The following is a 26604-nucleotide window of genomic DNA, read 5'->3' on the forward strand; positions in this document are numbered from 1 at the left end:
ATTCTATCAGGCGAGGTGAATGTTGAACTTGCCGCGAATCTCGGCGTCCAGCAGCGGATCGAACCGGGCCGGTGACGGGGACGACAGGATCTCTTCCTTCCGCTTTGTCGCTTTCTCGATCAGATCGGGTTTGCCAAGTTCCGCCCATTCCTTGGGCGAGGTCCGGTCACCGAAGGTTGGGTAAACATAGTCCGCCTGCATTCGGCTGAGCGTTGCGTCGGTGCCCAGATAGTGGCCTGGTCCGCCCATGCAAACCTCGGCGATCTGGTCCAATGCCAGCGTTTCATCGGTCACTTCGATTCCACGCACACAGCGCTGCGCCTGACCGATCAGGTCGTCGCTGAGGATGAGGCTTTCCAGACAGAAGCCCAGCAATGAGGCGTGCATACCTGCCGCTTCGTACACCATGTTCACACCCGACAGCCCGGCCATGACGTTCGAGCACATCTGCTCCCATCCGGCCTGCATGTCGGGCATTTTCGAGTCGGACGCACCAGCGGCGGCCCCGCCTGCCAGGTCGTAGAACCGGTGCATCTGGGCGCAGCCTGCGGTCAGCAGAGCCTGTTCGCCGGACCCGATCGACATGGCGCCTGTGCGTAGGTCCAGACCAAATGGCCAAGTGCCAAAAATCGCCGGCGCACCGGGGCTTACGGCGTTTACATAAACCAGTCCGGCCAGACATTCCGCCGTGGCCTGAGTGATCGCACCGGCGATTGTCGAAGGTGCGGTCGCGCCCGCCATCCCGGCCGACAGCAACAGAACCGGCATCCCGGCCTTGATGCACAGTTCCATAACCTCGCAGCTTTCGGTCGCAAATTTCATCGGCGGCACGACAAAGCAGTTCGAGTTCGAGATGAACGGACGCTCACGGAATTTATCTTCGCCGCCGGCGATTGTGTAGATCATCTCCATCGCCGGGGCCACGTGATGCGGTTCGGTGAAGGATGTGCCGATATGTTTGAACGTACCCGAACACGCGGCGTAGATCGTGTTTAGATCCATCTCCAGGTTGTCGGGAATGTCGCGACAGACCATCGGACGCTGAACAAAGTGAATATTTTCAAGCTGTTCGCAGATGCGGGATGCGTCATGCAGGTCTTGAACTGTTGAATCACGGTATTCATTCCCGTGAACGTCAACCACGCTGACGGCCGCGCCTGCGGTTCCGTAGTGAACTTTGGTGCCGGACAGGTCCAGATCGGTTTTGCCGTTCCGGCTGTACAACGTGACCGAACGGTTGGCCCTGGCAATCGTGTCCTCAACGAGGGCTCGGGGGAAGCGGATTCGGCCATCGTCGCCCAGTGTACAACCCGCACCGACGAGGTAATCGATCCCGCTTTGCGGGGCGTCGGCCAGGCCGATGGTCTCCAATGCGGTCAGAGCAGCCTCGTGAATGCGTTCTATTTGTGCCTGGTTCAGAACATTGAGGACGCCGCCCTCCATGCCGGGGCGGATGGGACGCAGGTGTTCGGGCAGGGCGGTGGCACGAGCGGCACGGCGCGCGGCGCGTCCGCCGCTGCGGGAAGAGGTACGGGTTTGATCGTTCATGAGTCAGAATCCAGTAGAAAAGGCGTCAGGAGTGAGGGTGTTTTCACGCCCTTGTTGGCCGCCCCCGCGCCGCACGACCACGATCCGCACCAATGGTACGGCTGATCAGCCGAATTTTCCAAACGTCGTTTTGCATCTGTCCTCGCGTTTCGGAGATCAGTATTCCGATGTGCACATCTGCTTTCTGTCCTGTTTGCGACCTGAGAGTTCAAAAGCGAAGCTGTGATACATGTGTCACGGCAATTATTTAGTAGCGGAAGAATTTTTCCCGCTAAGGCAGAAATCTGTTATGGTTCCTTCACTTATTTAAGAGTGGTTCGTGAGCTCAATTGAATCTTAACGATTGCGGACCAGGTTTCTAAGTTACGTTGACTCAAAAGACCAAAGTTCTGGCGAAAGGTTCTTTAGGAGAGTTTAATGAAAGCCCTTAAGGCCCTCAGTCTCATTTTGGTGGCGAGCATTGCAGCCCCGTCAATGGCTGAGGATTGGACCGGGGCTTATGCCGGTTTCAGTTTTGGATATGCCGAAGCAGATGGACCGAACGGATCAAGCGGCAACGACACTGTCTTTGGGCCTCATATAGGGTATGACCGGGATTTCGGCAATTTTGTCCTGGGTGGTGAACTGGAATATAATCGCTTGTCCCTGGATCTGGGTGGCGGCGAGGGCAGTCTGGACAGTATGACCCGCCTGAAACTGCGTGGCGGTTATGATTTCGGTGGCGCCCTGGGTTACGTCGTGGTTGGTGCGGCCCGGTTGGATGCTTCGGTCGACAACGACACCGCCGCCGTCTACGGAATCGGCGTGGCTTATCCCATCAACGACCGTTTGGTGATCAGCGGCGAGGCGTTGCGGCAGAATTTTGACGATGTCACCCGAACGGATGGCGGGTTGGATTCGAACGTGTTCAACTTGCGGACGTCTTTCCGCTTTTGATGTCTGTCAGCCGACGGTGGCGTGACGCTCAGCCAATTCAGATGCAAATGCACAAATCGTGGACAGGGCGGTTGCGAATCTCTCATCGTCAATCGTCATCGCCACGCGGATATGGCCTGCGGCTGCAAACCCGAAGCTCTCACCCGGCATTACCGCGATTGCGTGCGTATCAAGAAGGGCATTGGCGAACCCGTCACCGCTGAGGCCGGTGGCACGGATATCCAGCATCAGGTACATCGCCCCCTGTGCCGGAACCAGCCCGATGGAGTTCTGCGCCTCGAGAATGCCAACGGCCAGCGCGCGACGTCGGCGGAAGGGTTCGGCAATCTGTTCTTCCAGATCATTGCCCGCATTCAGTGCGAAACTGGCGGCGTCCTGAATGAACCCGGGGACACCGTAGGTCGTATGCGTGGCGAGGTTGATCAGATGAGAAATCACCTCTTCAGGCCCGACAATCCAACCGCAGCGAGATCCGGTCATCGCGTGAGATTTCGACATCGATCCGACAACCAGAGTGCGTTCGGCCATATCTGGCAGGGTACGCGGCGAAATGTGTTCGCCTTCCCAAACCTGCGTGTCGTAAACCTCGTCCGAGATCAGCCACAGGTCACGCTGACGGCACACCTCGGCGATCGCTTCGAGGGTCTGGCGGGAATACACAACACCGGTGGGGTTGTTCGGCGTGTTGACCAGCAAGGACACAGCGCCGTCGGCGGCGACCTCGATCTGCTCGGCGCGGGGCTGGAACGCGTCTTCGGCGGTGGTTTGGATCGAACGCGCCACGGCACCGGCGCCGCGGATCGTGCCGGGGTAGGTGGCGTAATACGGGTCGAGATACAGCCCGACATCACCAGGATCACACACCGCGACATGGGCCGCAAACAAGGCCGATTGTCCGCCAGGCGTGATCAATACATTGTTGCGCTTGGTGGGCACTCCGGTACGCGCCTGCAGTCGGGCGGCCACTGTGTCACGCAGCAAATCGGTGCCAGGGACCATCGCATAACCGGTGTGACCTTGCCGGGCGGACAGGTCCATCGCTTCAAGAATCGACGCATCGGTGCGGATGTCATGTTCGCCGATCGTCAGCTCGGTCACTGCGTAACCGTCGCTGATCATCCGGCGGGCCCGATAGAACACTTCCCAGCCGTCACTGCCGCCTTCGGTCAGATGAGTGATACGCTGCGACAATTTCATGGCACGCCTCCGTCTGGTGTCTTGCGCTGACAGGGCCAGAGGCGTTCGGGAATGTCAATCGGCGACGCACAGGGGCGGAACTCGGGGCTTGGCGCAAGGCGGTCTGCGTGCTACTGGGACAGAATGAACCGGATGACCTGCATCATTATCTGCTGCATTACCTGCTGATTTATCACGCGGGCCGGTTTCTTTCGTTTTCATCCCTGAGACAAGTTGCTAAGCCCGCGCCAACGCGAGAAGCCACGCTGTCTTTAGGAGCCGACCGATGACGACGATCAAACTGCACAACACCCGGACTCGGACGAAAGAGGATTTCGTTCCGATCAGCGCCGACAATGTGCGGATGTATGTCTGCGGACCGACCGTCTATGATCGCGCTCATCTGGGCAATGCACGGCCGGTGGTTGTATTCGATGTGCTCTACCGCTTGCTGCGGCACACTTACGGCGCGGATCACGTGACCTATGTGCGTAACTTCACCGACGTGGACGACAAGATCAACGCAACCGCCTTAGCGCGGCAGCAGGCCGGTGCCGCGGGCACGTTGGAACAGTTGGTGCAGGAGCGTTCGGACGAGACCATCGGCTGGTATCTGCATGACATGGGGGCGCTGGGGGCGTTGGAGCCCAACGAGATGCCGCGCGCTACGCAATACATTGACCAGATGATCGCGATGATCGAAGACCTGATTGCTAAGGGTCATGCTTACGCGGCCGAGGGGCACGTTCTGTTCGCCGTGGACAATTGGAAAGAGAAATACGGCGCTTTGTCTGGACGCTCTGTCGATGACATGATTGCAGGGGCACGGGTTGAGGTCGCGCCCTACAAGAAAAATCCGATGGATTTTGTGCTGTGGAAGCCCTCGACCGATGAGCTGCCGGGTTGGAACAGCCCCTGGGGCCGGGGACGTCCGGGCTGGCATATCGAATGCTCGGCCATGAGCTATGAGCTGCTGGGCGACAGCTTTGACATTCACGGCGGCGGCAACGACCTGATGTTTCCGCACCATGAGAATGAAATTGCGCAAAGCTGCTGCGCGCATCCCGAAGGGGAGTTTGCGCGGGTTTGGCTGCATAATGAGATGCTGCAGGTCGAAGGTAAGAAGATGTCCAAATCGCTGGGCAATTTCTTTACCGTGCACGATCTGCTGGAGCAGGGCGTGCCGGGTGAGGTGATCCGCTTTGTCTTCCTGCAGACCCACTATCGCAAGCCGATGGACTGGACCGAGAAAAAGGCGCGTGAGGCCGAGGCGACGTTGCGCAAGTGGCGGGCGCTGACTGCGGGCATCGAGCCCGCCGCCAGCGCGGCGCCCGCAGTTGTCGCTGCGCTGAGTGACGACCTAAACACGGCGGGCGCATTGGCCGAGCTACACGCTCTTTTCGCCCGTGTTTATGCTTTGGAAACAAAAGCCGTTTCGAAGTTAGAAGAATATGAAAGCCCAGAAGACGCCAAAAGAAGTTTTGTTGCTTCAGCTCAGCTTCTTGGGCTTCTTTCCGAACAAATGGGTGAGTGGGCGGATACTGGTTCAATAGACCTGTCTGCACACGCAAACCGGCTTGCAGATGCCCGGGCAACTGCGATGCAAAGCAAGGACTTCTCTGAAGTGGATCGCCTGAAAGCCGCTTATGTGGCCGCGGGTCTGGAAGTTCGCATGAGCAAGGACGGGGTGGAACTGGTGCCGGGTGCCGGGTTTGATGCTGCCAAGCTGGAGGAAGTGTGATGTCAAAGGAACGCCTTTACCTCTACGACACGACCCTGCGGGATGGGCAGCAGACGCAGGGCGTCCAGTTTTCGACCGCCGAAAAGGTTCAAATCGCGCAGGCTCTGGACAAGTTGGGCGTGGACTATATTGAAGGCGGCTGGCCGGGGGCGAACCCGACGGACAGCGCGTTTTTCGAGGTCGCGCCCAAGACCTCGGCCCGTCTGACCGCGTTTGGCATGACCAAGCGATCGGGTCGGTCGGCCGAGAATGACGATGTTCTGGCCGCCGTGATGAATGCAGGGACACAGGCGGTGTGTCTGGTCGGCAAATCGCACGATTACCACGTCACCCATGCGCTGGGGATCTCGTTGGAGGAGAATGTCGAGAACGTCCGCGCCTCGGTCGCGCATATCATGGCGCAGGGGCGTGAGGCGCTGTTCGACGCCGAGCATTTCTTTGACGGCTACAAGGACAATCCGGGCTATTCGGTTGAGGTGTGTCGAGCCGCTCTGGACGCTGGCGCACGCTGGGTTGTGCTGTGTGACACCAATGGCGGCGCGCTGCCGGCTGAGGTCTCGCGCATTGTGTCCGAGGTGATTGCTGCGGGGCTGCCCGGGAATCGGTTGGGTATTCACACACATAACGATACCGAGAACGCGGTGGCCTGTTCTCTGGCCGCCGTGGACGCCGGGGCGCGGCAAATCCAGGGCACGTTGAACGGCTTGGGCGAGCGTTGCGGCAATGCCAACTTGACGGCGCTGATCCCGACGTTGCTGTTGAAGGAACCCTATGCGTCGGGCTTTGAAACAGGTGTCACTTTGCAGGCGCTGGGAAGTCTGACGCGCATCAGCCGGATGCTGGACGATATTCTGAACCGGGTGCCCAGCAAGCAATCAGCTTATGTGGGGGCCTCGGCCTTTGCGCATAAGGCGGGGCTGCACGCCAGCGCGATCCTTAAGGACCCGTCGACCTATGAACATGTCGAGCCGGGCGCGGTCGGCAATGCGCGGATCATTCCGATGTCAAATCAGGCAGGGCAATCGAACTTGCGTAAGCGGCTGACCGAGGCCGGTCTGGTCGTGGAAAAAGGTGACCCGGCGCTGGGGCGTATTCTGGACCGGATCAAGCAGCGTGAGGCTGAGGGGTATTCCTATGACACCGCTCAGGCGAGTTTCGAGCTGCTGGCGCGCGATGAGCTGGGGCAATTGCCCGAGTTCTTCGAAGTCAAGCGCTACAAGGTCACCGTTGAGCGGCGCAAGAACAAGTACAACAAGATGGTCAGCCTGTCCGAGGCCGTGGTTGTCGTGAAGGTCGACGGGGAAAAGAAGCTCTCGGTCAGTGAGTCCATGGATGAAAACGGCAGCGACCGGGGGCCGGTGAACGCGCTGGCCAAGGCGCTTTCGAAGGATCTGGGGCAGTACTCACAGATTCTGGCCGATATGAAGCTGGTCGACTTCAAGGTGCGCATAACCCAAGGCGGGACCGAAGCGGTGACCCGCGTGATCATCGACAGCGAAGACGGGCAGGGGCGGCGCTGGTCGACCGTGGGCGTCAGTGCGAACATAGTCGATGCCTCATTCGAGGCGCTGCTGGACGCGATCCAGTGGAAACTGGTGCGCGATTGCGGGTCGCAGACGGCGGTCGCCGAGTGACCGTGGACTTCGACGACAACGTTAAGGCCTGCGCGGAACTGGTGCATCGCGCCGATCCCGACCGGTTCATGGCGGTGATGGCGGCGCCCGTTGCGGCACGGCCGCTGTTGTTTCCGCTCTATGCGTTGAACGTCGAGGTCGCGCGCGCACCGTGGGTTACTCAGGAAGCGATGATCGCCGAGATGCGGCTGCAATGGTGGCGCGATGCGTTGCAGGAGATTGCCGAGGGTAAGCCCGTGCGCAGGCACGAGGTTGTGACGCCTCTGGCGCAGGTTCTGTCGCCGCATCTTGCTGCTATGTTGGATGAGTATGTGGCCATAAGGCGCTGGGATATCTACCGAGATCCGTTCGAGGATGAGGCGCATTTCGACGCCTATATTAACCATTCAGCCGGGTCTTTGATGGTCGCGTCAGCGCAGGTGTTGGGTGCTGCGGATGAGGGCGTTCTGCGCGACTTCGGTTATGGCGTCGGCGTGGCGAACTGGTTGCGGGCCATTCCAGATCTTGAAACGCGGGGCCGTATCCCTTTGCTGGACGGCACGCCCGATGGAGTTCAGGTTCTTGCGCAGAAGGCTTTGGATCGGCTTCGGCAGGCGCGTTCCAAAGCGTCCGGTGTTTCGGCTGAAGCCCGGCCTGCGCTATACGCGGGATGGCAGGCAGAGTGGGTTCTGCGGCAGGCAGTAGCTCACCCGGATCGTGTGGCCGCCGGGGATTTGGCACAGGGTGAAATTCGCCGCAGGCTGTCGCTTATGTGGACCGTGGCCAGCGGGCGCTGGTAGGTCCTATACCGTTTCCGCCTCGGACGGTTTCAGCACCAGCCACAGCAACGCGCCGCCCGCCAGTGTCAGCAGCGGGATCATGGCGAGGTTCACCGCCGTCCAGCCCTCGACCGCTGAACCGCCCGAGCAGTTCATCAGCCCGCCCGAGGCCAGCGACGCAAGCGTGACGCCACCAAACACCAGCAGATCGTTCAGGCCCTGCATCCGCCCGCGTTCGCTTACGTCATGTGAGGAGGCCAGCATTGTGGTCGCGCCGATGAAACCAAAGTTCCAGCCGACCCCCAGCAGGATCAGGGCGACGAAGAAATTGCCCAACTCGACACCCTGTAGGGCAACCACGCCCGCGCCAGCCAGAATGGCAAGGCCGAGGGCGACGATTTTCTCGACCCCAAAACGCGCGATGAGCTGGCCGGTGAAAAAGCTGGGTACATACATTGCCAGCACGTGGCTGGTGACCACATCCGCGGCGTCATTTGCGCTGAACCCACAGCCCACTACCGCCAGCGGGGTCGAGGTCATCACAAGGTTCATCAGTGCGTAAGACACCATCGCGCAGATGATCGCCACGGCGATGCTCGGGGTCTTCAGCATCTCTAGCCGGGACCGCCCTTGGGGCGCGTCTTCCTTGGGTTTCTCGGGCGTTGGAATGTCGAGGAAAAAGAACAGCGCCGAGCCGAAAACATTCAGAGCGATCACCGCCATGTAGGTGCCTAGGAACGGGATCACATAGGCGGTCGAGGTCAGCTTGACGATCTGCGGCCCGATGATGGCCGCGGCCAGACCGCCCGCCATAACGTAAGAGATCGCCTTGGGGCGGAACGCATCCGATGCGGTGTCGGCGGCGGCGAACCGGTAGAATCCGTGAGCGCTCATGTAAATGCCGGTCAGAAAGCTGCCCAGCAGGAAGATCGGGAACGAACCCAGATACAGCCCATATGCACCTACGAAACCGCCGCAGGCACCTGCGGTGGCACCAACCAGAAAACCGGCACGCCGCCCCCAGCGCTGCATGATCGCCGAAATAGGTGTGGCGGCCAGCATGGATCCCAGTACGATCAGCGAAATGGGCAAAGTCGCCAGACAGGCATTGGTCGCCAGCGACTGTCCCGCAAGACCGCCAACGATGAAGATCATCGGCATCTGAGACCCCAGAATGGCCTGCGCAGCCACCAAAACGGCGACGTTGCGTTTGGCCTGGCTGTTGTCCGGGGTGGTGGCGGTCAGTGTCATGGGCCTATGGGTATCCGCGAAAACTCAGCCGCACAAGCGGGTTGCATATGCGGCAAAGCAGCCTAACGTGCACGTGATCATCAGCCCGGAGCGCGCATGTCCGTAGGACGTATCATCGAAACCAACGAATGTGTGTCGGAAGGGGCCGCGTGGCTGGCCGAAACGTGTCCGCGCATGGCTTATGCGATGGACCAAACCGGGCCATTGCCCTTGCGTCGCCGTCCGGATGGGTTCGCGCAGCTGCTCAGTGCGATTGTCAGCCAGCAAGTCAGCGTCGCCTCGGCCAATGCGATCTGGAAGCGACTGCAGGACGCCAAGCTTACCGGTCCGCGCAAGATCATGTGGGCAACCGATGACGATCTACGCGCCGTGGGGCTGAGCCGCCAGAAAATCCGATACGCCCGCGCGCTGGCCGAAGCACGTATTGATTACAGGGCATTGCGCGATGCTCCTAACGCGGATGTCGTTGCGACATTGACCGAGGTTCCGGGTATTGGCGTCTGGACCGCTGAGATCTACGCGATGTTCTCGCTGGGCCGCGCCGACGTGATCGCGCCGGGCGATCTGGCGCTGCAGGAAGCCGCGCGAATTCTCTACGACCTACCCAAACGCCCGACTGACAAGGAACTGCGACAGATGGCCGAGGCCTGGTCGCCATGGCGGTCGGTTGCGGCGCGGGTTTTGTGGGCCTATTACCGGGTGGCCAAAGAACGAGAAGGGATCAGATGACACGGGTTTTGAATGCGCTCCGAAAAGAGCCGGTTTCGGGCGACGCACGCTCGGTCGTGGTGTTCGTGCACGGCTACGGCGCAAATGGCGCCGATTTGCTGGGGCTGGCCGATCCGCTGGGTGAACACCTGCCTGATACGCTGTTTGTTGCCCCAGATGCGCCCGAGCAGATCCCCGGAATGCCAAACGGCTATCAATGGTTCCCGATCCCGTGGATCGACGGCTCGTCCGAAGAGGAATCGCGGCGCGGCATGGAAATGGCCGCTGATGATTTCAACGCATTCCTCGACGCGCTGATGGTGGACGAAGACGTGCTGCCCGAGCAGGTTGTGCTGTTCGGATTCTCGCAGGGCACGATGATGAGCTTGCATGTCGCCCCGCGGCGTGAGGATCCGGTAGCCGGGATCGTGGCCTTCTCGGGCCGCTTGCTGGAACCCGATCTGCTGCCTGATGAAACCGTCAGCCGGATGCCGATCCTGCTGGTGCACGGGGATTCTGATGACGTGGTGCCACCGCAATCTCTGCCCGAAGCGGCCGAAGCCCTGCAGGCGGCGGATTTCAAGGAAATCTACGCGCATGTAATGAAGGGCACTGGCCACGGTATCGCGCCCGACGGCCTCAGCGTCGCGCTGGCCTTCATGCGCGACAAGCTGAGCCTGTAGCCATGATCGCGGTCCGCCCCATGATGCCCGAGGATGTCAGCGCGGCCTGCCGCATCCTCAACGATATCATCGAGATCGGAGGCTCGACCGCGTTTGAAATCCCGTTTTCCGAGGCTCTGTTTGCGCAAAGTTATCTGGGCGGGGCGGACAGGATTTGCTGCCACGTCACCCTGGACGATCAGGGCGAGGTTGCGGGATTCCAATGGCTGGGGGCGCATGACACGCTGCCCGAAGATTGCGCCGACATCGCAACCTTCACCCGCCGCGCGCCGGTGCTGAAAGGGGCCGGACGGGCGCTGTTTACGGAAACCGCCAGATACGCCGCCGGGGTCGGTTTGAACGCAATCAGCGCAACCATTCGCGCCGATAACGGAATGGGGCTGGGCTATTACGACAAGATGGGGTTCCGTGACTACTCGGTCGCCTACGGTGTGCCGCTGCGGGATGGGCGACCGGTCGACAGAATCACCAAGCGGGTTGACCTGAGAAAGGGCGCCCTGTGCTGATCGTGACGGGAACAGTGGAAGTTTCGCCCGAAGGCGTTGAAAAAGCAGCCAAAGCGGCGCAGGCGATGGTGGTGGAAACGGTGAAAGAACCCGGCTGTCTGGTTTACGAGTTCAGCAGGATTCTGGGGCAGCCCACACGGTTTCGCGTCTATGAGGAATGGCAGGACCAGGCTTCGTTAGAGGCTCATTTTTCGGCGCCGCACATGGCGGCGTTTCAGGCTGTTTTGGCCGAGGTCGGCGTCGTCTCAAGCGATATCTACCGCGTTGTTGGTGGGGAAAAGCAACCTCTGCGGTGACCAGTCAGTCCCACAAATGACCCTCTGCAAACTCGACTGAATTGCCGGACGGGTCGCGCACGTAAAGTGAGCGTGCGCCACCTGGCCAGTCGAATTCAGCATCCACCGGAACATTCCAGTCCAGAAGATGCTTGCGCATCACATCGATCTCATCACGCGTCAGGATCAGGCAGACATGACCGGGACCGCGCGCGCCATGGGGCGGTACTGGCAGGTCGGGGTTGCCGGGCGGTTTCTCGGTTTCATCCGCGTTGAACAGCAACAAGACCGAGCCGCCGACACGGAAGAACACGTGCCGGTCTGCCACGCGTTGAATTTTCTTCAACGCCAGGATTTCGCCGTAGAACCGCTCTGCCGCATCCAGGTCATCGACGTAGAGCGCGGCCTCGAGAACTCCGGCGGGCGCGGGTATGTCCGGTGTGACTTTCATTCTATAAGTGTATCACAACACGTGGTTTTTGTCACCGGCGCGGGCGGCGGTCCCGTTTTCGTTGTGGTGCGGAGTTCAGCGCCGGAGCGGGCAGGCTGTCCCATTGGCCGGGCTCAAGGCCGTCCAGCGACCAGTCGCCGATACGGGCCCGGATCAGGCGCAGGGTGGGGTGGCCGACGGCTGCCGTCATCCGACGCACTTGACGGTTGCGGCCTTCGCGTAATGTCAGTTCGATCCAGCAATCCGGCACCGACTGGCGCACCCTGATCGGAGGATTACGCGGCCACAGCCCTTGCGGTTCATCGATTAGGCGTGCCTTGGCAGGCCGGGTCACGCCGTCTTTTAACTCTACCCCGTCGCGCAAGGCTTTGAGGGCCGCGGCATCAGGCAGGCCCTCGATCTGAACCCAATAGGTTTTGGCCATCTTGTGCTTGGGGTCGGAGATCTGCGCCTGCAGTCGCCCGTTGTCGGTCAGCAGCATCAGCCCCTCGCTATCGCGGTCCAGCCGTCCGGCCGGATAGACGCCGGGCAGGTCGATATAGTCCGACAAAGTGCTGCGCGGCGACTCCGCATTGGCGCGGTCGGTAAACTGCGGCAGCACGTTGAATGGTTTGTTGAATCGGATGAACCAGCTCATGACCTTCGCCATAGCCCGCAGGCCACATTGGTGCAACCTGTGGATAACTGTCACGCAAATGTTACGGATTCGCCTTACCCAATACCCGAGATATTGTGGAAACTCAGGGCTTGTCAGAGTTTTAACACGATATATAGTTAAGTTAAGGCCGGGGCGGGTGTTCCCCGCTCTGATGTCAAAAACGGGCAGAGCAGAGCGAGGAGCGATTCAGAGATGGATGGAGACTTCAGAACCGAATTTGTCAGGGAACCCGGTGCGCTCAAGCATCATCCGGCATTGGTTTTGAACGCCGATTATCGTCCCTTGTCTTACTACCCGCTTTCCCTGTGGCCGTGGCAAGAAGCGATAAAGGCAGCCTGGCTGGACAGGGTGGACATTGTGGCCGAGTACGACGAGGTCGTCCGAAGCCCGAGTACCGAGATACGAATACCGTCGGTCGTTGTCCTCAAAGATTATGTAAAACCCAGAAAGCGCGTGGCCTTCACGCGCTTTAATTTATTCTTGAGGGACGAATTCCGCTGTCAGTACTGCGGCAGCAAGGGAGATCTAACCTTTGACCATGTTGTGCCGCGGGCCGCTGGGGGTGTGACCAGCTGGCAGAACGTGGTCGCGGCGTGTAGCCCCTGCAACCTGAAAAAGGGGTCGAAATCGCTGAGGCAGGCGGGAATGACCCTACGCAAACCGCCACGTCAGCCGGATGCCGAGGCGCTGCGCAACGTTGGGCGCAAATTCCCGCCGAACCACCTGCATGACAGCTGGATCGACTTTCTATATTGGGATGCGGAACTGGACGAGTTCTAACGGCCCGCCCGCCACGCGGCGATCCAGACCAGCACCAGAACGCCCGACAGGATAGCGTTCCACCCGGCCATCGAAACGCCCAACATCTGCCACGGGATATCATCGCAACGCACCAGCGGCGCAGACATGATCTGATCCATCAGCTCTTGCGTCGACAGGCCGCCGATATCGCCCGAGGTACAGCTGGTGGGGCCTTCCCACCATTTTTGCTCGACCCCGGCGTGGAACACACCGATGGCTGCGGTCGTCAGTGCGGCGAGCGCGCCCAGAAGGGGCAACAGGTTTACACGCGGCAGAACCAGCGCCACTGCACCGATCAGAATGGCTACGCCGTGGGGATACCTTTGCCAGATGCACATTTTGCAGGGCGCGAGCCCACCGAGATGCTGAAAGCCCCACGCCCCAAGCAGCAGCGCCAACGAACCGCAGCTCGCGATCAGGACCAGAATGTTTTTGCGTGTCATAGGTACCTCACCGCAAGAAACCCGCCGAACAGAAGTACGACGAACAGTGTGAACATAAGGCCCAGGCGCTTCTCAATGAAGGCCCGGATCGGTTCTCCGAAGCCCCAAAGAAGTCCAGCGACCACGAAGAAGCGCAGCGCGCGGGCAAGAATCGAGGTGGCGATGAAGGTGCCCAGCGGCATCCCGGTCCAGCCCGACATGATGGTGATGACCTTGTAGGGAAACGGTGTGACACCGGCGCCCAGAACGGCCCAGAAGCCGAAATCGTTGAAGCGGGTGTTGAACTCTTCCATGGCGTGCGCCTTGCCCATGGATTCCAGAATCGGCTGGCCGATGCTTTCGTAGAAGAACGCCCCGATAGCATAGCCCAACAAGCCCCCCAGGACCGAGGCCACCAGTGCGACCGTTGCAATTAGCCATGCGCGCGAGGGGCGGGCCAGGATCATCGGAATCATCAGCACATCGGGCGGGATCGGAAAGAACGAGCTTTCGATAAAGGCCACAACGGCCAGCGCCCACAGGGCATGCGGATGTTCGGCCAGACGAATGGTCCAGTCATAAAGCGAGCGCAACATATGGTGCTAAAATCCTGTGCTTACGTTGCGCAAGCCAAACCACGCGCCCGGTGAGGCGTCAACCACCGCTGTGAAAACAAAGTGGATTTGGGTTGGTTTTTGCCTCTGGACCTTCCCGGACTTGGGCGCTAATCCAGTGTTCGTGGCCCAAGTGGCGGAATGGTAGACGCAGGGGATTCAAAATCCCCCGATGGTAACATCGTGAGAGTTCGAGTCTCTCCTTGGGCACCACCTCCGTGAATGAAGTGAATAAGCGATAGTTTCACGGATCGCGCCTCAGGCTCAGCCAGATCAGAAACCCGATATAGGCAAAAACGCTGAGGTTTAGTAGGGTGTCGATGAAGGCGCTACTCATGTCTGTTCCTCTCGCGCCAGGCTTTTGAACAGGCAGACCACGAGGACCGGCACAATAAACACAAAGGCCATAGCCGACAGTGCAATGATTGACCGGACCAGAGAAATATCCCCCACCAGTATCATCGCCAGTCCCAACGCCCCCAGAATCAACCCCCAGACCGTCCGGACGCCGGGGGACGGATTGTCGTCTCCGCCCGTTCCGATCATTGCCAGAGTGAACCCGGCGCTGACGACGCTGGTCACGACGAACAGAAACGCAGCCAGGATTGTTGCAGTCTGCGTCAGGCCGCCGAGAGGGAATTTGGCGAGCAGGGCGAATGTTGTCGCGTCCAGATTCTCGGCGTTGACGGCGGACAGGGCGCCGTCCTGCCGCAGTGCGTCGTAAAACCCGAGACCACCAAAGATGCCGAACCACAGGATCGAGAAAAGGGTCGGGGCGACGATGACGCCGATCAGGAACTCTCGGATGGTGCGTCCGCGCGATATGCGTGCGATGAAGATACCCACAAAGGGGGACCATGCCAGCCACCAGATCATGTAGTTCAGGGTCCAGCCATGAAACCAATCGACGATGGTGTCGTCAAAGAACTCTGCTGTTGAAAATCCCGCAGGCAGGACCTTGAACACGTAACGCCCGAACCCGGCAACGATATCGTTCATCAGAAATGAAGTCGGACCGAGGATCAGCAGATAAACCATCATCCCGACGGCGATCAGCATGGCGGCATTGGACAGCAGGGACATCCCTTCACCAAGGTCCCGCCGCAAGGGGATGATGAACGCGACACAGAGCGCGGCAAATACAGGGAGTGTCAGCATTCCGGGTGTTTCGACGCCGATCAGACCCGCCAAACCTGTCTGTATCTGAAATACGCCCATCGCCATCGAACCCGCCAGACCCACGGCAATGGCAACAATCGACAGCAGATCGAACATCCACCCCATCGCCTTGATCCAGCGCGCCTCGCCCAGCGCTTCGGTCAGCGGGGCGCTCAGCAGTAGCGTGCGGTGTCGACGATAGGCGAAATAGGCGATGACCAGCCCGACAATCGCGTAGATGGCCCAGGCGTGGAAGCCCCAGTTCAGATAGGTCACGAACAGGGCATAACTGGCGGCCTCGGGGTCGGGGTTGTACTGACGCAGGACTTCGAAATGGGTCAGTGGTTCCGCCGCGCCATAGAACAGCAGCCCGACACCCATTCCGGCTGCAAACAGCATGGCGATCCAGGCCGGGGTAGAGAATTCGGGCTCGGCACCGTCCGGGCCAAGGCGAATGTCGCCGAACCGCGACAGGGCCAGATACAGCGCCACAAAAAGCAGGCCGCTGACCTCGAGCATGATGAACCAGCCGCGGCTGTTGAACTGTGTTGCCACCGCTTCTGATGCAAGACGCCCCAATCCTTGTGGGTCGGCGATACCCCAGGCCGCAATCGCCGCGCTGATGGCAAGGGCGATGATAAGCAAAGGGCTGGGCGAGGGGCGTTTCATTCGGGGTCCTTTTTTCCGGTTTCGGAACAAATTCCTTTATTGCCGTGCGGTTACAGAGATGTACCAAGGCTGCACGAAGACTAGAGGCACGGTTCGCGACATTCAAAAGAATAATATCTGGCAGTGGTTGCGCCTGTGGGGGGGACTTTTCACGCCTTCAAGCCGGTTGGTGGGGGGAAACTTTGGAAAAACCCCTCAGATATGCAGCTTGGGGCGGTTGGACCGCGCGCGGGGGTTGACAAGTTGAGTGTCTGAATGAAACGTCGAAGATGTTGGGAGATTTTGGAATTTCAGGCGCTTGCACCTGTTGCAAGGGGCTTGCGCTTGCCTTAGTCGGCGAAGTCCCTGGAGGGGGGGCCGCCGGGCGGTTTCCCATCCACCATAAGAATTGGGAGTTCTCAAAAATGAAAAACAGCAGCAAGCTCAGCCTCGGCGCGGTGGTTACCGCGGCCCTTATGGCTCCTGCCGCATATGCAGAAGAATTCATCACCATCGGCACCGGCGGTGTGACCGGTGTGTATTACCCGACCGGTGGTGCGATCTGCCGTCTGGTCAACAAAGGTCGCAAAGAGCACGGCGTTCGCTGCTCGGTCGAGTCGACTGGTGGTTCTGTCTACAACATCAACACCATCCGCGAAGGCGAGCTGGAGTTCGGTGTGGCGCAGTCCGACTGGCAGTACCACGCGTACAACGGCACCTCGAAATTCGAAGAGGCCGGCCCGTTCGAAAACCTGCGCGCCGTATTCTCGGTACACCCCGAGCCGTTCACCGTTGTGGCCCGTGCCGATTCCGGCATCAGCAGCTTTGAGGACCTCAAAGGCAAGCGTGTGAACATCGGTAACCCCGGTTCAGGTCAGCGTGGCACCATGGATGTTGTGCTGGAAGCAATGGGCTGGACCATCGACGACTTCGAGCTGGCGTCCGAGCTGAAAGCGGCCGAACAGTCGGCAGCGCTGTGCGACAACCAGATCGACGCAATGATCTACACTGTGGGTCACCCTTCGGGTTCTATCCAGGAAGCCACCACCGCGTGTGACTCGGTTCTGGTGAACGTGACCGGTGACGCGATTAGCGGCCTGATCGACGGCAACTCGTACTACCGCACCGCGACCATTCCGGGCGGCATGTATCGCGGGTCCGACGGCGACACCACCACCTTTGGTGTGGGCGCGACCTTTGTGACTTCGGCAGACGTGTCGGAAGACGCGGTTTATGCGGTTGTCAGCTCGGTCTTCGAAAACTTCGACGACTTCAAAAAGCTGCACCCTGCATTTGCAAACCTGAAGCCTGAAGAGATGATCGCGGACGGCCTGTCGGCACCGCTGCATCCGGGTGCCGAGAAGTACTACAAAGAAAAAGGCTGGATTCAGTAAGCCAGACCTGATGCAGGGTGCCTACGGGCACCCTGCCACCCAAGCCCGGTTCGAACGGGCGGTGAATAAGGCCAAAATGGCCGCATGACGGGGAGACATCTATATGAGTTCCGACACACAATCCAACCGACCGCTATCCGAAGAAGAGCTACAGGAGCTTGTAGCCTCATCCGATGCGGGCGGGCGCAACCCGGTCGGTAATGTCGGGATTTTCTTGGCCGTTGTGGCGGCGCTCTGGTCGGTGTTTCAGGTTCTTCTGGCCTCACCGATTTCAAACGTTGTGCTGCCGGGCAGCGTGGTGAACAACTCGCGCCAGATCCATCTGGCCTTTGCGATGTTCCTGGCTTTTGCAGCCTATCCGGCGCTGCGCTCCAGCCCGCGGGATTACATCCCTGTGCAGGACTGGATCATGGGCGCGCTTGGCGCGTTTGTGGCGCTCTACGGGTATTTCTTCTACGACAAGATCGTGAATGCGGGCGGTCTGGCGGACGACACCGACAAATGGGTCGCGCTGGGTGGTCTGCTGTTGTTGTTTGAGGCCGCGCGTCGCGCGCTTGGCCCGGCGATGGCGATCATCGCGACGATCTTCCTGGCTTATGTCTTCTTCGGTTCCTCGGAATGGGTGCCTGAGGTGATCCGCTGGAAAGGCGCAAGCCTGAAAAAGGCCATGAGCCATATGTGGATCACGTCCGAGGGCGTGTTCGGCATCGCCCTGGGTGTTTCGACGAAATTCGTGTTCCTGTTCGTTCTGTTCGGCGCATTGCTGGATAAGGCCGGGGCAGGGAATTACTTCATCAAGATGGCCTTTGGTGCTCTTGGCCACCTGCGCGGTGGTCCGGCTAAGGCGGCGGTTGTTGGTTCTGCCGCGACCGGTCTGATCTCGGGTTCTTCGATTGCCAATGTGGTGACCACCGGGACCTTCACCATTCCGCTGATGAAGCGTGTGGGCTTCAGCAGTGAACAGGCGGGCTCGGTCGAAGTTGCGTCCTCCGTGAACGGTCAGATCATGCCGCCGGTCATGGGCGCTGCGGCGTTCCTTATGGTGGAATATGTGGGTATCTCTTATGTCGAGGTGATCACCCACGCCTTCCTTCCGGCCGCGATTTCCTACATCGCGCTGGTCTATATCGTTCACCTTGAGGCCGTGAAGCGGAACATGCCGACGCTCGGCAATCGCGAGGTTCATCTGGCGCGCACCGTGGTTGGGATGCTGTCCTTCTTCCTCGTGTTCGCTGGCCTTTGCTATGGCTCGCAGTTCCCGGTCGAGGCAGTCACCAGCTGGGCACCATCCTCTGCGGGTCTGATCCTGAGCCTGATCGTCTGCGCGGTCTACGTCGTATTGCTGTATCTGGCCGCGCAAGTGCCAGATCTGGAGCCCGACGATCCAAACGCCAAAGAGGTCGAGCTGCCGGTTATCGCAGAGATCTACAAAGCCGGCCTGCATTACCTGCTGCCGATCATCGTTCTGGTCTACTTCCTGATGATCGAACAGAAATCGCCGGGTCTGTCGGCCTTCTGGGCGACGGCGCTGCTGTTCGTGATCCTGCTGACGCAAAAGCCGCTCAAGGCGCTGTTCCGCGGGCAAAGCAACCTGAAGGACAACTTCATCGACGGTGTTGCCGACCTGTGGCAAGGCCTGATCGATGGTGCGCGCAACATGATCGGGATCGCTCTGGCCACGGCCACGGCGGGTGTGATCGTGGGCACCGTGACCCTGACCGGAGTCGGGCAGGTGATGGCCGATCTGGTCGAGTTCCTGTCGGGCGGCAACCTGATCCTGATGCTGGTGATGGTTGGCTTGCTCAGCCTGATCCTCGGCATGGGTCTGCCGACCACGGCGAACTATATCGTCGTCAGCTCGCTGATGGCTGGTGTGGTTGTCGAACTGGGTGCGCAGAGCGGACTTATCGTGCCGTTGATTGCCGTGCACCTGTTCGTCTTCTACTTTGGGATCATGGCGGATGTGACGCCACCAGTGGGTCTGGCCAGTTTCGCCGCTGCCGCTGTATCGGGCGGCGATGCGATCAAGACCGGCTTCACGGCGTTCTTCTACAGCCTTCGCACAGTTGCTCTGCCGTTTGTGTTCATCTTCAACACTGACCTGCTGCTGATTGATGTCACCTGGGTTGAGGGTATTACCGTCGCGATATTCGCGACAATAGCGATCCTTGTCTTCACTGCAGGAACAATGGGGTATTTCCTGACCCATAGCCGTATCTACGAAAGCATCGCGTTGATCGCTGTTGCTTTCGCCTTGTTCCGGCCCGACTATTTCATGGACCGCATCGCGCCGCCTTATGCCTCGGTTGAACCAGCGGCATTTGTGGAAACCATCGGACAGACACCACCGGGGTCCGAGGTGCGTCTGGTCGTCAGCGGCCCGGATTTCGACACGCTCGAGATGACGGACACCACGGTTGTTGTCACAGTCGGCAACGAAGAGGGCGGTGAAGCCCGCGTCGATGCGATGGGCCTGCTGCTGATGGAAGAAGACGGGTTGATCAAGCTTGAGGAGCCGATGTTCGGCACGCCTGTCGCGGATGAGCTGGACATGTTCGATTATTACGGGGATGAGGCGGTTCGCCTGACCTCGGTCAACCTGCCGTCCAGCCAGCCTCCGAAGCAACTTATGTATATCCCCGCGCTGATCCTGCTGGGTCTGATCGCATTCCTGCAACGTGGCCGTGCCGCCAGACAAGAGGTGCCCGCATGACAAACTCTGTTCTCTGCGCCGTCGACATCAGCAACGGTGACCTTGACGTGAATGTACTGAAAACTGCGGCGGCCTTGGCCGATCAGGACAGCGCGCAACTGGATGTGGTGACCGTTCTGCCCGATTTCGGCGAAAGCTGGGTGTCCGGTTTTTTCCAACCCGATTTCCACGAAAAGGCATTGGAAGAAGCGCAGGCCAAATTGTCCGAGCTTTGCATTTCAGCCCTTGGAGCGGAGCGGAACGAAAAGATCCGCCATGTGGTCGCTACCGGCACCGCTTATCAGGAGATCCTGAAAACCGCCGAAAGCGCTGGCAGTGATCTGATCGTGATCGGCGCGCACAAGCCCGATCTCAAGGATTACCTGCTGGGGCCGAACGCGGCGCGGGTAGTGCGACACTCGACCGTTTCGGTCTACGTCGTGCGCTAGGGTCAGTACCCCGTCATCTCAAGGTATCCGCGCCCTTGGTGGCTGCCGGAAACGGTGACGGGGCCTTCCCAATATTCGAATCTTGTGCCCATCCACGCGCCGGGAGTAATGGCCGAAATCTCAATGTCCAAATCGCGGTCCGGCAGGGTCACGCGCCATTGGACGGGCACGTCCCGTCCCGCCACACTCGCGGTGTCCAGCGGCGTAAAGGATACGGATCCATCCGGCAGGGGTGTCGTCGTCCCGTCCGGCGAGATCCATGTGGCCGCCGTGAAATCTCCGCGTCCGCCGCGCAGGCGGAAAGCCATCAACTTGTCGCCGTCTTCAAAGCTGAGCGAGAACCAATCCCAGCCGCTCTGATCTGACGCCAGCGGTTGCGAGGACCACTCGCGGTCTAGCCAGCCTTGACCGGTGACCGCAACATCGCCCTCGGGCAGGTGCAGAACGCCTTCGACCGTGTAGAAAGGCTGAGAATAATAATAGCTGGCCTGTCCGTCGCCGGATTTGACCGAGTATCCGGCGTTTCCGTGAAGCACCAGCGGGCCTTGGGCTTCCAGAGCCAGATTGTAGGCGAAGTCGGCGCTGTTGGCCGACAGGGTCACTGCGCTGGGGTCTGCTCCGCGCATGTGCCATTCGTCGATCCAGGCTTCGAAGGGGGCGGCTGTTACACCGGCCTGACCGATCCCGCCGCGCGACAAGCGTTCGGCGAAGTAGTGAGTGTCCGGTGTGGTGACGGCTGCGTGTCCCATCCAGAGTTGGGGGCTCTGCCAGCCTTCCGCCTCTAGCGGCTTCAGGGCTGATCTGAACAAGGTCCATTGAATGCCGTAATCTCGCCCGTCCTCGCCGGTCAGGTTCGCGGTCAAGTACCACCATTCGATCCGAAACCCGGGATGTGGGCCGTGATCGCGGGGAAATTCGAACTGGTAGCCAGGTTGCGGGATGCCGAATCCGTCGGCCGAGCCGCCAAGCCCGGCATAGCCCTGCGCGCGTAAGGCGGAAGGGAGCAGCAGGAACAGGACACATAGCCAGGTCTTAACGTTCATTGGCAAACACCCTAAGCAAATCGGCAGGCGGCAGGCGAAGCAAACGCAGCGCGGGCAGGGCGGCAGCGACAAAGGCGGCCAGCAAAGTCAGAGCGAACAGATAGGCCCAGTCCAACGGGAACAGATACATCGGTAGCCGCCAACCAAAGGCTTGTACGTTGATCACCGCCAGTAGGGCCCAGGCCAGAACCAACCCCAGCGGCAGGGCCAGTGCTGCAGTCAGCGCGGCCAACAGCACGCTGCGCAACAGTTCCAACCGTGCCAGTTGCGCCCGTGTCAGCCCCAACGCCCAGACCGGAGCAATTTGCGGCAGGCGTTGGGTCCACAATGTCAGCAGACTCGTCAGGATGGCAAAGCCAGCAACACCGAGCGTCAGAACGTTCAGCGCCGAAGTTACCACAAAGGTCTTGTCAAAGATCGCCAAAGACTGAGCCTTCATCGCCGCTTGCTGTACGACCGCCTGACGTGGCAAGTCAAACTGGTCGCGCAGGGCTTGCGCCATCTTGGTTGCCCGTTCGGGGTCCAGACGGATGCCGAACCGGCGCGTGTCTGCGCCCGGTGCGATCCGGTCCAGTTGCGGCATCGACACGATGGCCTGACCGGTCGGGTTTCCGTAGTCGGAATAGACGCCCGCAATGGTCAGAGTATGACCTTCTTTAAGGGTCAGCGCGTCTCCGGGCCATAGGTTCGCGCGCCGGGCGAGCTGTTCGTTGATCAGCACGGCCTTGCCCGCATGAAGGCGGTCCCACACGCCATCTGAGGATGCGATGATCGGCCAGTGATCGCGGTAGGTTTGATGGTCTACTATCCCATACAGAAACAACGGCCCCGTTTCGTGCGCCAGTTCAATGCTGCGGATCGGTAGAACCGCGTCCGCCTGCGGGTCCAGCCATCGTGCGATCTGCTGGCCTTGCTGATTGTCGGCGGCGGTTACGTAAAGTTCGGAGGCTAGGCGTTGATCGAGCCAGCCGGTGAAGGTCAGCCGAAAGCTGGATACCATGGTGCCGACGCCGATATTCGCCGCCAGCGCCAGCAGCAGCGCCATCAATGCCAAGGACAGGCCAGGCAACTGCGCTTGCATATCGGCCCAGACCCACTGCGCGATTGGCCTGCTTGCGCTGCGTTGGAAGGCCGACAGGGCAAGTGAGAGCAGATAGGGTAGGATCAAAGCGGCCCCCGTCAGGATGCCGCCTACCATGGCAAACCCTGCGATCAGTCCCTCGAATGCGTATCCGACGACAATACCGCCTGCGATCAGGATCAAACCGATCAACCCGATGGTGCGGTGCCCGGTTTCTGCGCCTCGCCAGGACTGCAAGCCAGCCCCGGTCAGCAAAGGCATTCGCGACAGGCGGAAGAGGGCCTGACCGCTGGCCAGCAATGTGCCTGCCAATGCCATCGCCAGACCGGCCAGACCCCATTGCGGTTGCAGGGTCATCTGCCCGTCGACCGGCGCGCCGTATAGCCCTCGCAGGGTGGCGGCAACGTCGGGCAGCAAGGCTCCGGCCAGAAAGAACCCGAGCACCAATCCCAACAGGCCGCCAATCAGGGCCAGCAGGATCAGTTCGGCCATGATCATCCAGACCAGCCGCCGCATCGACATGCCCAGTGCTCGCAAGGTGCGGATCATCGCGCGCCGCTGGGCAAAGGCCAGCCCGACGGTGCCATGAACAATGAACAGACCAACGGCAAAGGACAGCAGGCCAAAGGCCGTCAGGTTCAGGTGAAAACTGTTCGTCAGTTGCGCCGCATCCAGTCTGGAGGAGGCCTCAACGCGCTCCAGTTCAGGCGCGATGTCTGACAGCCGAGGGATGCTGCGTGGTTGATCGGGTAGCACCAATAGGCGGGAGATCTGGCCGGGTTTCTCCAGCAAGGTCTCGGCGACGCCGATATCGGTGAGGATCAGGTCGGGCGGAACTGCGTCTGACTGCAAGATCGGAGGAAGACCGTTTTGCGCAATCAACAGTTCGGCCAGTTCGGGGGATGTCAGGAGACGACCGGGCGCGGTCAGCATGTCGGCCGGATCAGGGGGTGTTTCGGATTGTTCGATCTGCGTTACGGCGGGCAGGGCGGGATAGGCAACCATATCGACGCCCATCACCTGCACCGTGCGCCCGTTCAGGCGCAGAGGGCCTTCAAGAACCGCCGCCACTTGCCACCCGGCGCGGCGCAGCGTGACGTAGCGTGCAATTGGGATCGGGCCGGACGGGTCGCGCAATTCGTCGTACAGACCCAGCGCAAGCTGATCGCTGGCGCGCTGATAGCTGGCGCGCGCCTCGGCGTTGATCGCCTGCACGGCGGACCAAAGCCCCGTGGCCAAGGCAATTCCGATCAGCAGGGTCGCCAATTGCAGCTTGTGACGCCGCCAATGCGAAAACAGAGCCTGTATGACCGCGCCGGTCATGCGATGTGACCACCGGCCAGACGCGCGTGCCGGTCCAACCGCCCGGCGATGCTCTGCGAATGAGTGACCAGCAGCAGGGCGGCCCCGGTATCGGCCACTAGCGCCAGCATCAGGTCCAGCACAGTGGCGCTGGCGGTTTCGTCCAGATTGCCTGTAGGTTCATCCGCCAGCAGCAGCTTCGGCCGCGCGGCCATAGCGCGCCCGATGGCGACGCGCTGTTGCTGCCCACCCGAGAGGCTTTCGGGGAAGCGAGTCAGCAGGTCGGACAGGCCCAGCCGTTCGGTCAGTTGTCCAGTCCAGTCTGCATCCTCGCGGCCTGCCAGCCTAGCGTGGAACGACAAGTTCTGCGCGACTGTCAGCGAAGGGATCAGGTTGAATTGCTGAAACACTAGCGAAACGCTTTGGCGTCGCAGTGCGGCGCGCCCCGCGTCATCCAGAGGCGACAGGGCGGTGCCGCCCAGCGTGATCTCTCCGCCGTCGAAACCGTCCAATGCCGCCGCCAGATTGAGCAGCGTGCTTTTGCCGCTGCCGCTTTCTCCGGTCAGAGCCAGTGTCTGACCCTGATCGAGGGTCAGTGACACGTCCCGCAGAACGGGGCGCCCACCCGGATAGGATTTTTGGACCCTGTCGATCGTCAGCAACATGCAAATACCTCGGACTGTGCCAGAAACAATGTGCGCTGCTGCTCGCCAGAGTCCAGCACCCAGCCGCATTCGTTTCCATTCGCCGCAGCCTTGTCCTTTGCAGGTTAAGTCGCCATTGTGGTGGAACTTCTTCAGGCCGGAACAAGATAAGCGAATTGATGACGTTAACGCAGCAGATCCTTTGGGGCAGTATCTATCTGGGCATCTGCTTTCTGATCGAGATCATCCTTCTGACGTGGTGCACGCAGGTTGTGCGGGTTGCGTCCCTGCGCTTGGAGAACAGCAAAAGGTTCGTTTCTATCGCGGCCCCGATCTGTATCGCGCTTTTCTTTATTGTCGCCATTCACACGTTTCAGGTCTGGCTTTGGGCGATTGTCTGGGTGTTTGGGGACGTGCTGCCCGACTGGAACTCGGCTCTGTATTTCTCGCTGGTGACATTCACGACTCTGGGCTACGGCGACATCGTTCTGGGGGAACCACTACGCATTTTCGGGGCCTTTGCCTCAGTTACGGGCTTGTTGGCCTTCGGGTTGTCGACCGCCTTTATGGTCGCGTTGATGACACAGGTTTTCAAAGAAGAACTGATGTCCTAAAGGATCGGCGCGAACAGCCGCGCAAGGGGCGACCCAAATCTGATAAATGCCGGTTGGTCGGGCAGTTTCTTGGTCAGCTCATAACTTTTTTCGAAATCGGCCCGCAGCATTTCGTCCACCGCTTGCGCTGCTTTTGGATCAAAGAACAAGGCCATTGCCTCAAAGTTCAGACGGAAAGAGCGGTTGTCCAGATTGGTGGTTCCCACGGCTGCCAGAGTGTCGTCGACCACAAAGGCCTTCTGGTGCATGAAGCCATCGGTGTAGCGGAACACCCGCGCGCCGCAATCCGTGACCTCGTCGAAATAGGCAAACGCAGCCAGCCACGGCAGGCGGTGGTCGATCACGTCCGGCACGAGGATCCGCACATCCACACCACGCAAGGCGGCGTGTTGTAGGGCGGTCATTATGTCGATGTCGGGCACGAAATAAGGCGAGGCGATCCACAGCCTTTCTTTCGCTTCGGTGATGGCGGCAAAGAACATCATTGCGCCAGTTTCCGTTTCATCGCCCGGGCCGGTTGCAACGATCAGGGCGTTCATGTCCTGCTCGGATTCCGATCCAGCCCAGTCCAGCTGTTCGATCAGGTCCTCTTCATGGGCCCAGTGCCAGTCTTCGGTGAAAATCAGCTGCAACTGCCGAACGATATGGCCGGTCATCTGGATATGTGTGTCGCGCCAATGGCCGAAATGCGCGTTTTGGCCCAGGTATTCGACACCCACGTTGTGCCCGCCGATAAAGCCCTTCTCGCCGTCGATGATCACCGTCTTGCGGTGATTGCGGTAATTCAGCTGAAAGCGGTATTGCGGTCCGCGGCGGTCGCGCGGATTGGCGATCTCGATCCCGGCGGCGCGCAACTCGTCCAGGTAGGCCGTCGGCAAGCCATAGCTGCCGACCGCATCGGTCATGAAGCGCACCGACACACCGCGCTTGGTCGCGGCGATCAGCTTGTCCTTGAGTTGCTTCCCAAGTGCATCATCCCGGACGATGTAGAACTGGATCAGGACATAATTCTGCGCTGCATCGATTGCTTGGAAAATGGCGTCGAACGTCGCTTGCCCGTCAATCAATAACTCGGCGCCGTTCCCGCGTGAGACCGGCAGATGCGCCAGCACCTCGAACGGGCGGGGGTTGATGGGCATCGTGCCTGGTTCGGGTTTCGAGAAATCCGCAAAGGTCTTGATGCCCTCGACGACCTGCTCACTGTGCTTGCGCGCGATGCGATAGCCGCGGAATCGGTGGTGCCCCAGAAACAGATACAGCGGAACTCCGATAAACGGGACCGAGATCAAAAGGACCACCCACCCGACGGCCCCTTGTGGCGTGCGGGCGGTTTGCGCCGCCCGTATCGAAAACACCGCGGCCGTCACATACAGGAAGAAGACGAACGCGGAAACAAGCAGTGTCCACATGGGGTTAT

25 protein-coding genes and 1 tRNA gene are annotated in these 26604 nt (G+C 60.1%); 14 read left to right on the forward strand and 12 right to left on the reverse strand.

The annotated features are described in order from the left end of the window. Nucleotides 1-6: 6 nt before the first annotated feature. Nucleotides 7-1548, reverse strand: a complete 1542-nt coding sequence (locus ACR0KW_RS00360; RefSeq protein ID WP_480803243.1) for a trimethylamine methyltransferase family protein — start codon at nucleotides 1546-1548, stop codon at nucleotides 7-9. Between the two features lie 417 nt (nucleotides 1549-1965). Here ACR0KW_RS00360 and ACR0KW_RS00365 point away from each other — a divergent pair, with 417 nt between their 5' ends. Beyond that, nucleotides 1966-2484, forward strand: a complete 519-nt coding sequence (locus tag ACR0KW_RS00365; protein WP_480803244.1) for an outer membrane protein — start codon at nucleotides 1966-1968, stop codon at nucleotides 2482-2484. Between the two features lie 6 nt (nucleotides 2485-2490). On the opposite strand, the gene ACR0KW_RS00370 is transcribed toward ACR0KW_RS00365, so the two are convergent. Then, nucleotides 2491-3681 (reverse strand): pyridoxal phosphate-dependent aminotransferase, encoded by a 1191-nt coding sequence (locus tag ACR0KW_RS00370; RefSeq protein ID WP_480803245.1) that lies wholly within the window; start codon nucleotides 3679-3681, stop codon nucleotides 2491-2493. A 265-nt stretch (nucleotides 3682-3946) separates the two neighbouring features. Between ACR0KW_RS00370 and cysS the strand changes: the two genes are divergently transcribed. The 3 genes from cysS to ACR0KW_RS00385 are packed head-to-tail and all read left to right on the forward strand — an operon-like array spanning nucleotide 3947 to nucleotide 7814. Continuing rightward, entirely contained in the window at nucleotides 3947-5401 is a 1455-nt protein-coding gene (gene cysS, locus ACR0KW_RS00375) for a cysteine--tRNA ligase (RefSeq protein WP_480803246.1), read from the forward strand. After that, entirely contained in the window at nucleotides 5401-7035 is a 1635-nt protein-coding gene (cimA, locus tag ACR0KW_RS00380; protein ID WP_480803247.1) for a citramalate synthase, read from the forward strand. Before cysS ends, cimA begins: the two co-directional genes overlap by 1 nt. Nucleotides 7036-7037: 2 nt before the next feature. Then, a complete protein-coding gene (locus tag ACR0KW_RS00385; RefSeq protein WP_480804181.1) occupies nucleotides 7038-7814 on the forward strand; it encodes a squalene/phytoene synthase family protein in 777 nt (258 codons plus the stop codon). Nucleotides 7815-7817: 3 nt separating this feature from the next. Here the strand turns inward: ACR0KW_RS00385 and ACR0KW_RS00390 are convergent, their stop codons facing one another. Then, nucleotides 7818-9044: an MFS transporter gene (locus ACR0KW_RS00390; RefSeq protein ID WP_480803248.1), complete on the reverse strand. Its 1227-nt coding sequence runs from the start codon at nucleotides 9042-9044 to the stop codon at nucleotides 7818-7820. A gap of 96 nt (nucleotides 9045-9140) precedes the next feature. Here ACR0KW_RS00390 and ACR0KW_RS00395 point away from each other — a divergent pair, with 96 nt between their 5' ends. Genes ACR0KW_RS00395 through ACR0KW_RS00410 form a run of 4 tightly spaced genes read left to right on the forward strand, consistent with a single transcriptional unit; the run spans nucleotide 9141 to nucleotide 11237 of the window. Continuing rightward, nucleotides 9141-9773, forward strand: a complete 633-nt coding sequence (locus tag ACR0KW_RS00395) for a DNA-3-methyladenine glycosylase family protein (RefSeq protein WP_480803249.1) — start codon at nucleotides 9141-9143, stop codon at nucleotides 9771-9773. Further along, nucleotides 9770-10435 (forward strand): alpha/beta hydrolase, encoded by a 666-nt coding sequence (locus ACR0KW_RS00400; RefSeq protein WP_480803250.1) that lies wholly within the window; start codon nucleotides 9770-9772, stop codon nucleotides 10433-10435. Before ACR0KW_RS00395 ends, ACR0KW_RS00400 begins: the two co-directional genes overlap by 4 nt. Before the next feature lie 2 nt (nucleotides 10436-10437). Then, nucleotides 10438-10941: an N-acetyltransferase family protein gene (locus tag ACR0KW_RS00405; RefSeq protein WP_480803251.1), complete on the forward strand. Its 504-nt coding sequence runs from the start codon at nucleotides 10438-10440 to the stop codon at nucleotides 10939-10941. Continuing rightward, nucleotides 10935-11237, forward strand: coding sequence for a putative quinol monooxygenase (locus tag ACR0KW_RS00410; RefSeq protein WP_480803252.1), 303 nt, complete (start codon nucleotides 10935-10937; stop codon nucleotides 11235-11237). The genes ACR0KW_RS00405 and ACR0KW_RS00410 overlap by 7 nt, the downstream gene beginning before the upstream one ends. Before the next feature lie 4 nt (nucleotides 11238-11241). Here the strand turns inward: ACR0KW_RS00410 and ACR0KW_RS00415 are convergent, their stop codons facing one another. Together ACR0KW_RS00415 and ACR0KW_RS00420 are read right to left on the reverse strand one after the other, a co-directional pair. Continuing rightward, nucleotides 11242-11667 (reverse strand): VOC family protein, encoded by a 426-nt coding sequence (locus ACR0KW_RS00415; RefSeq protein WP_480803253.1) that lies wholly within the window; start codon nucleotides 11665-11667, stop codon nucleotides 11242-11244. A gap of 31 nt (nucleotides 11668-11698) precedes the next feature. Beyond that, complete coding sequence (locus ACR0KW_RS00420) at nucleotides 11699-12304, reverse strand: rRNA large subunit pseudouridine synthase E (protein WP_480803254.1); 606 nt, start codon at nucleotides 12302-12304, stop codon at nucleotides 11699-11701. Between the two features lie 213 nt (nucleotides 12305-12517). On the opposite strand from ACR0KW_RS00420, the gene ACR0KW_RS00425 reads away from it, so the two are divergent. Then, nucleotides 12518-13105 carry an HNH endonuclease gene (locus ACR0KW_RS00425; RefSeq protein WP_170335684.1) on the forward strand — a complete coding sequence of 196 codons (588 nt, stop codon included), beginning with the start codon at nucleotides 12518-12520 and terminating at the stop codon, nucleotides 13103-13105. On the opposite strand, the gene ACR0KW_RS00430 is transcribed toward ACR0KW_RS00425, so the two are convergent. Continuing rightward, nucleotides 13102-13569 carry a disulfide bond formation protein B gene (locus tag ACR0KW_RS00430; protein ID WP_480803255.1) on the reverse strand — a complete coding sequence of 156 codons (468 nt, stop codon included), beginning with the start codon at nucleotides 13567-13569 and terminating at the stop codon, nucleotides 13102-13104. The genes ACR0KW_RS00425 and ACR0KW_RS00430 overlap by 4 nt on opposite strands. Further along, nucleotides 13566-14144, reverse strand: a complete 579-nt coding sequence (locus tag ACR0KW_RS00435) for a YqaA family protein (RefSeq protein WP_480803256.1) — start codon at nucleotides 14142-14144, stop codon at nucleotides 13566-13568. The genes ACR0KW_RS00430 and ACR0KW_RS00435 overlap by 4 nt, the downstream gene beginning before the upstream one ends. Nucleotides 14145-14289: 145 nt before the next feature. On the opposite strand from ACR0KW_RS00435, the gene ACR0KW_RS00440 reads away from it, so the two are divergent. Further along, nucleotides 14290-14375: transfer RNA gene (locus tag ACR0KW_RS00440), tRNA-Leu, on the forward strand. A 120-nt stretch (nucleotides 14376-14495) separates the two neighbouring features. On the opposite strand, the gene ACR0KW_RS00445 is transcribed toward ACR0KW_RS00440, so the two are convergent. Next, a complete protein-coding gene (locus ACR0KW_RS00445; protein ID WP_480803257.1) occupies nucleotides 14496-15989 on the reverse strand; it encodes a BCCT family transporter in 1494 nt (497 codons plus the stop codon). Nucleotides 15990-16393: 404 nt separating this feature from the next. Here ACR0KW_RS00445 and ACR0KW_RS00450 point away from each other — a divergent pair, with 404 nt between their 5' ends. The 3 genes from ACR0KW_RS00450 to ACR0KW_RS00460 all read left to right on the forward strand — a co-directional run bounded on the left by ACR0KW_RS00450 (nucleotide 16394) and on the right by ACR0KW_RS00460 (nucleotide 20503). After that, a complete protein-coding gene (locus ACR0KW_RS00450) occupies nucleotides 16394-17362 on the forward strand; it encodes a TAXI family TRAP transporter solute-binding subunit (protein WP_480803258.1) in 969 nt (322 codons plus the stop codon). A 103-nt stretch (nucleotides 17363-17465) separates the two neighbouring features. Beyond that, nucleotides 17466-20075, forward strand: coding sequence for a TRAP transporter permease (locus ACR0KW_RS00455; protein WP_480803259.1), 2610 nt, complete (start codon nucleotides 17466-17468; stop codon nucleotides 20073-20075). After that, nucleotides 20072-20503 carry a universal stress protein gene (locus ACR0KW_RS00460; protein WP_480803260.1) on the forward strand — a complete coding sequence of 144 codons (432 nt, stop codon included), beginning with the start codon at nucleotides 20072-20074 and terminating at the stop codon, nucleotides 20501-20503. Before ACR0KW_RS00455 ends, ACR0KW_RS00460 begins: the two co-directional genes overlap by 4 nt. A 2-nt stretch (nucleotides 20504-20505) precedes the next feature. Here ACR0KW_RS00460 and ACR0KW_RS00465 read toward each other — a convergent pair whose 3' ends face one another. Genes ACR0KW_RS00465 through ACR0KW_RS00475 form a run of 3 tightly spaced genes read right to left on the reverse strand, consistent with a single transcriptional unit; the run spans nucleotide 20506 to nucleotide 24594 of the window. Further along, the gene (locus ACR0KW_RS00465) at nucleotides 20506-21546 is read right to left on the reverse strand and encodes a lipocalin-like domain-containing protein (RefSeq protein WP_480803261.1); all 1041 of its coding nucleotides are present in this window, start codon (nucleotides 21544-21546) and stop codon (nucleotides 20506-20508) included. Continuing rightward, the gene (locus ACR0KW_RS00470) at nucleotides 21536-23950 is read right to left on the reverse strand and encodes an FtsX-like permease family protein (protein WP_480803262.1); all 2415 of its coding nucleotides are present in this window, start codon (nucleotides 23948-23950) and stop codon (nucleotides 21536-21538) included. Before ACR0KW_RS00470 ends, ACR0KW_RS00465 begins: the two co-directional genes overlap by 11 nt. Continuing rightward, a complete protein-coding gene (locus ACR0KW_RS00475; protein ID WP_480803263.1) occupies nucleotides 23947-24594 on the reverse strand; it encodes an ABC transporter ATP-binding protein in 648 nt (215 codons plus the stop codon). The genes ACR0KW_RS00470 and ACR0KW_RS00475 overlap by 4 nt, the downstream gene beginning before the upstream one ends. Nucleotides 24595-24752: 158 nt before the next feature. Between ACR0KW_RS00475 and ACR0KW_RS00480 the strand changes: the two genes are divergently transcribed. Then, nucleotides 24753-25187 (forward strand): ion channel, encoded by a 435-nt coding sequence (locus tag ACR0KW_RS00480; RefSeq protein ID WP_480803264.1) that lies wholly within the window; start codon nucleotides 24753-24755, stop codon nucleotides 25185-25187. Here the strand turns inward: ACR0KW_RS00480 and cls are convergent. Continuing rightward, entirely contained in the window at nucleotides 25184-26596 is a 1413-nt protein-coding gene (cls, locus tag ACR0KW_RS00485) for a cardiolipin synthase (protein ID WP_480803265.1), read from the reverse strand. The two genes, ACR0KW_RS00480 and cls, sit on opposite strands and share 4 nt — an antisense overlap. Nucleotides 26597-26604: the final 8 nt, after the last annotated feature.

Source organism: Ruegeria sp. CG11 (genome assembly GCF_056537245.1).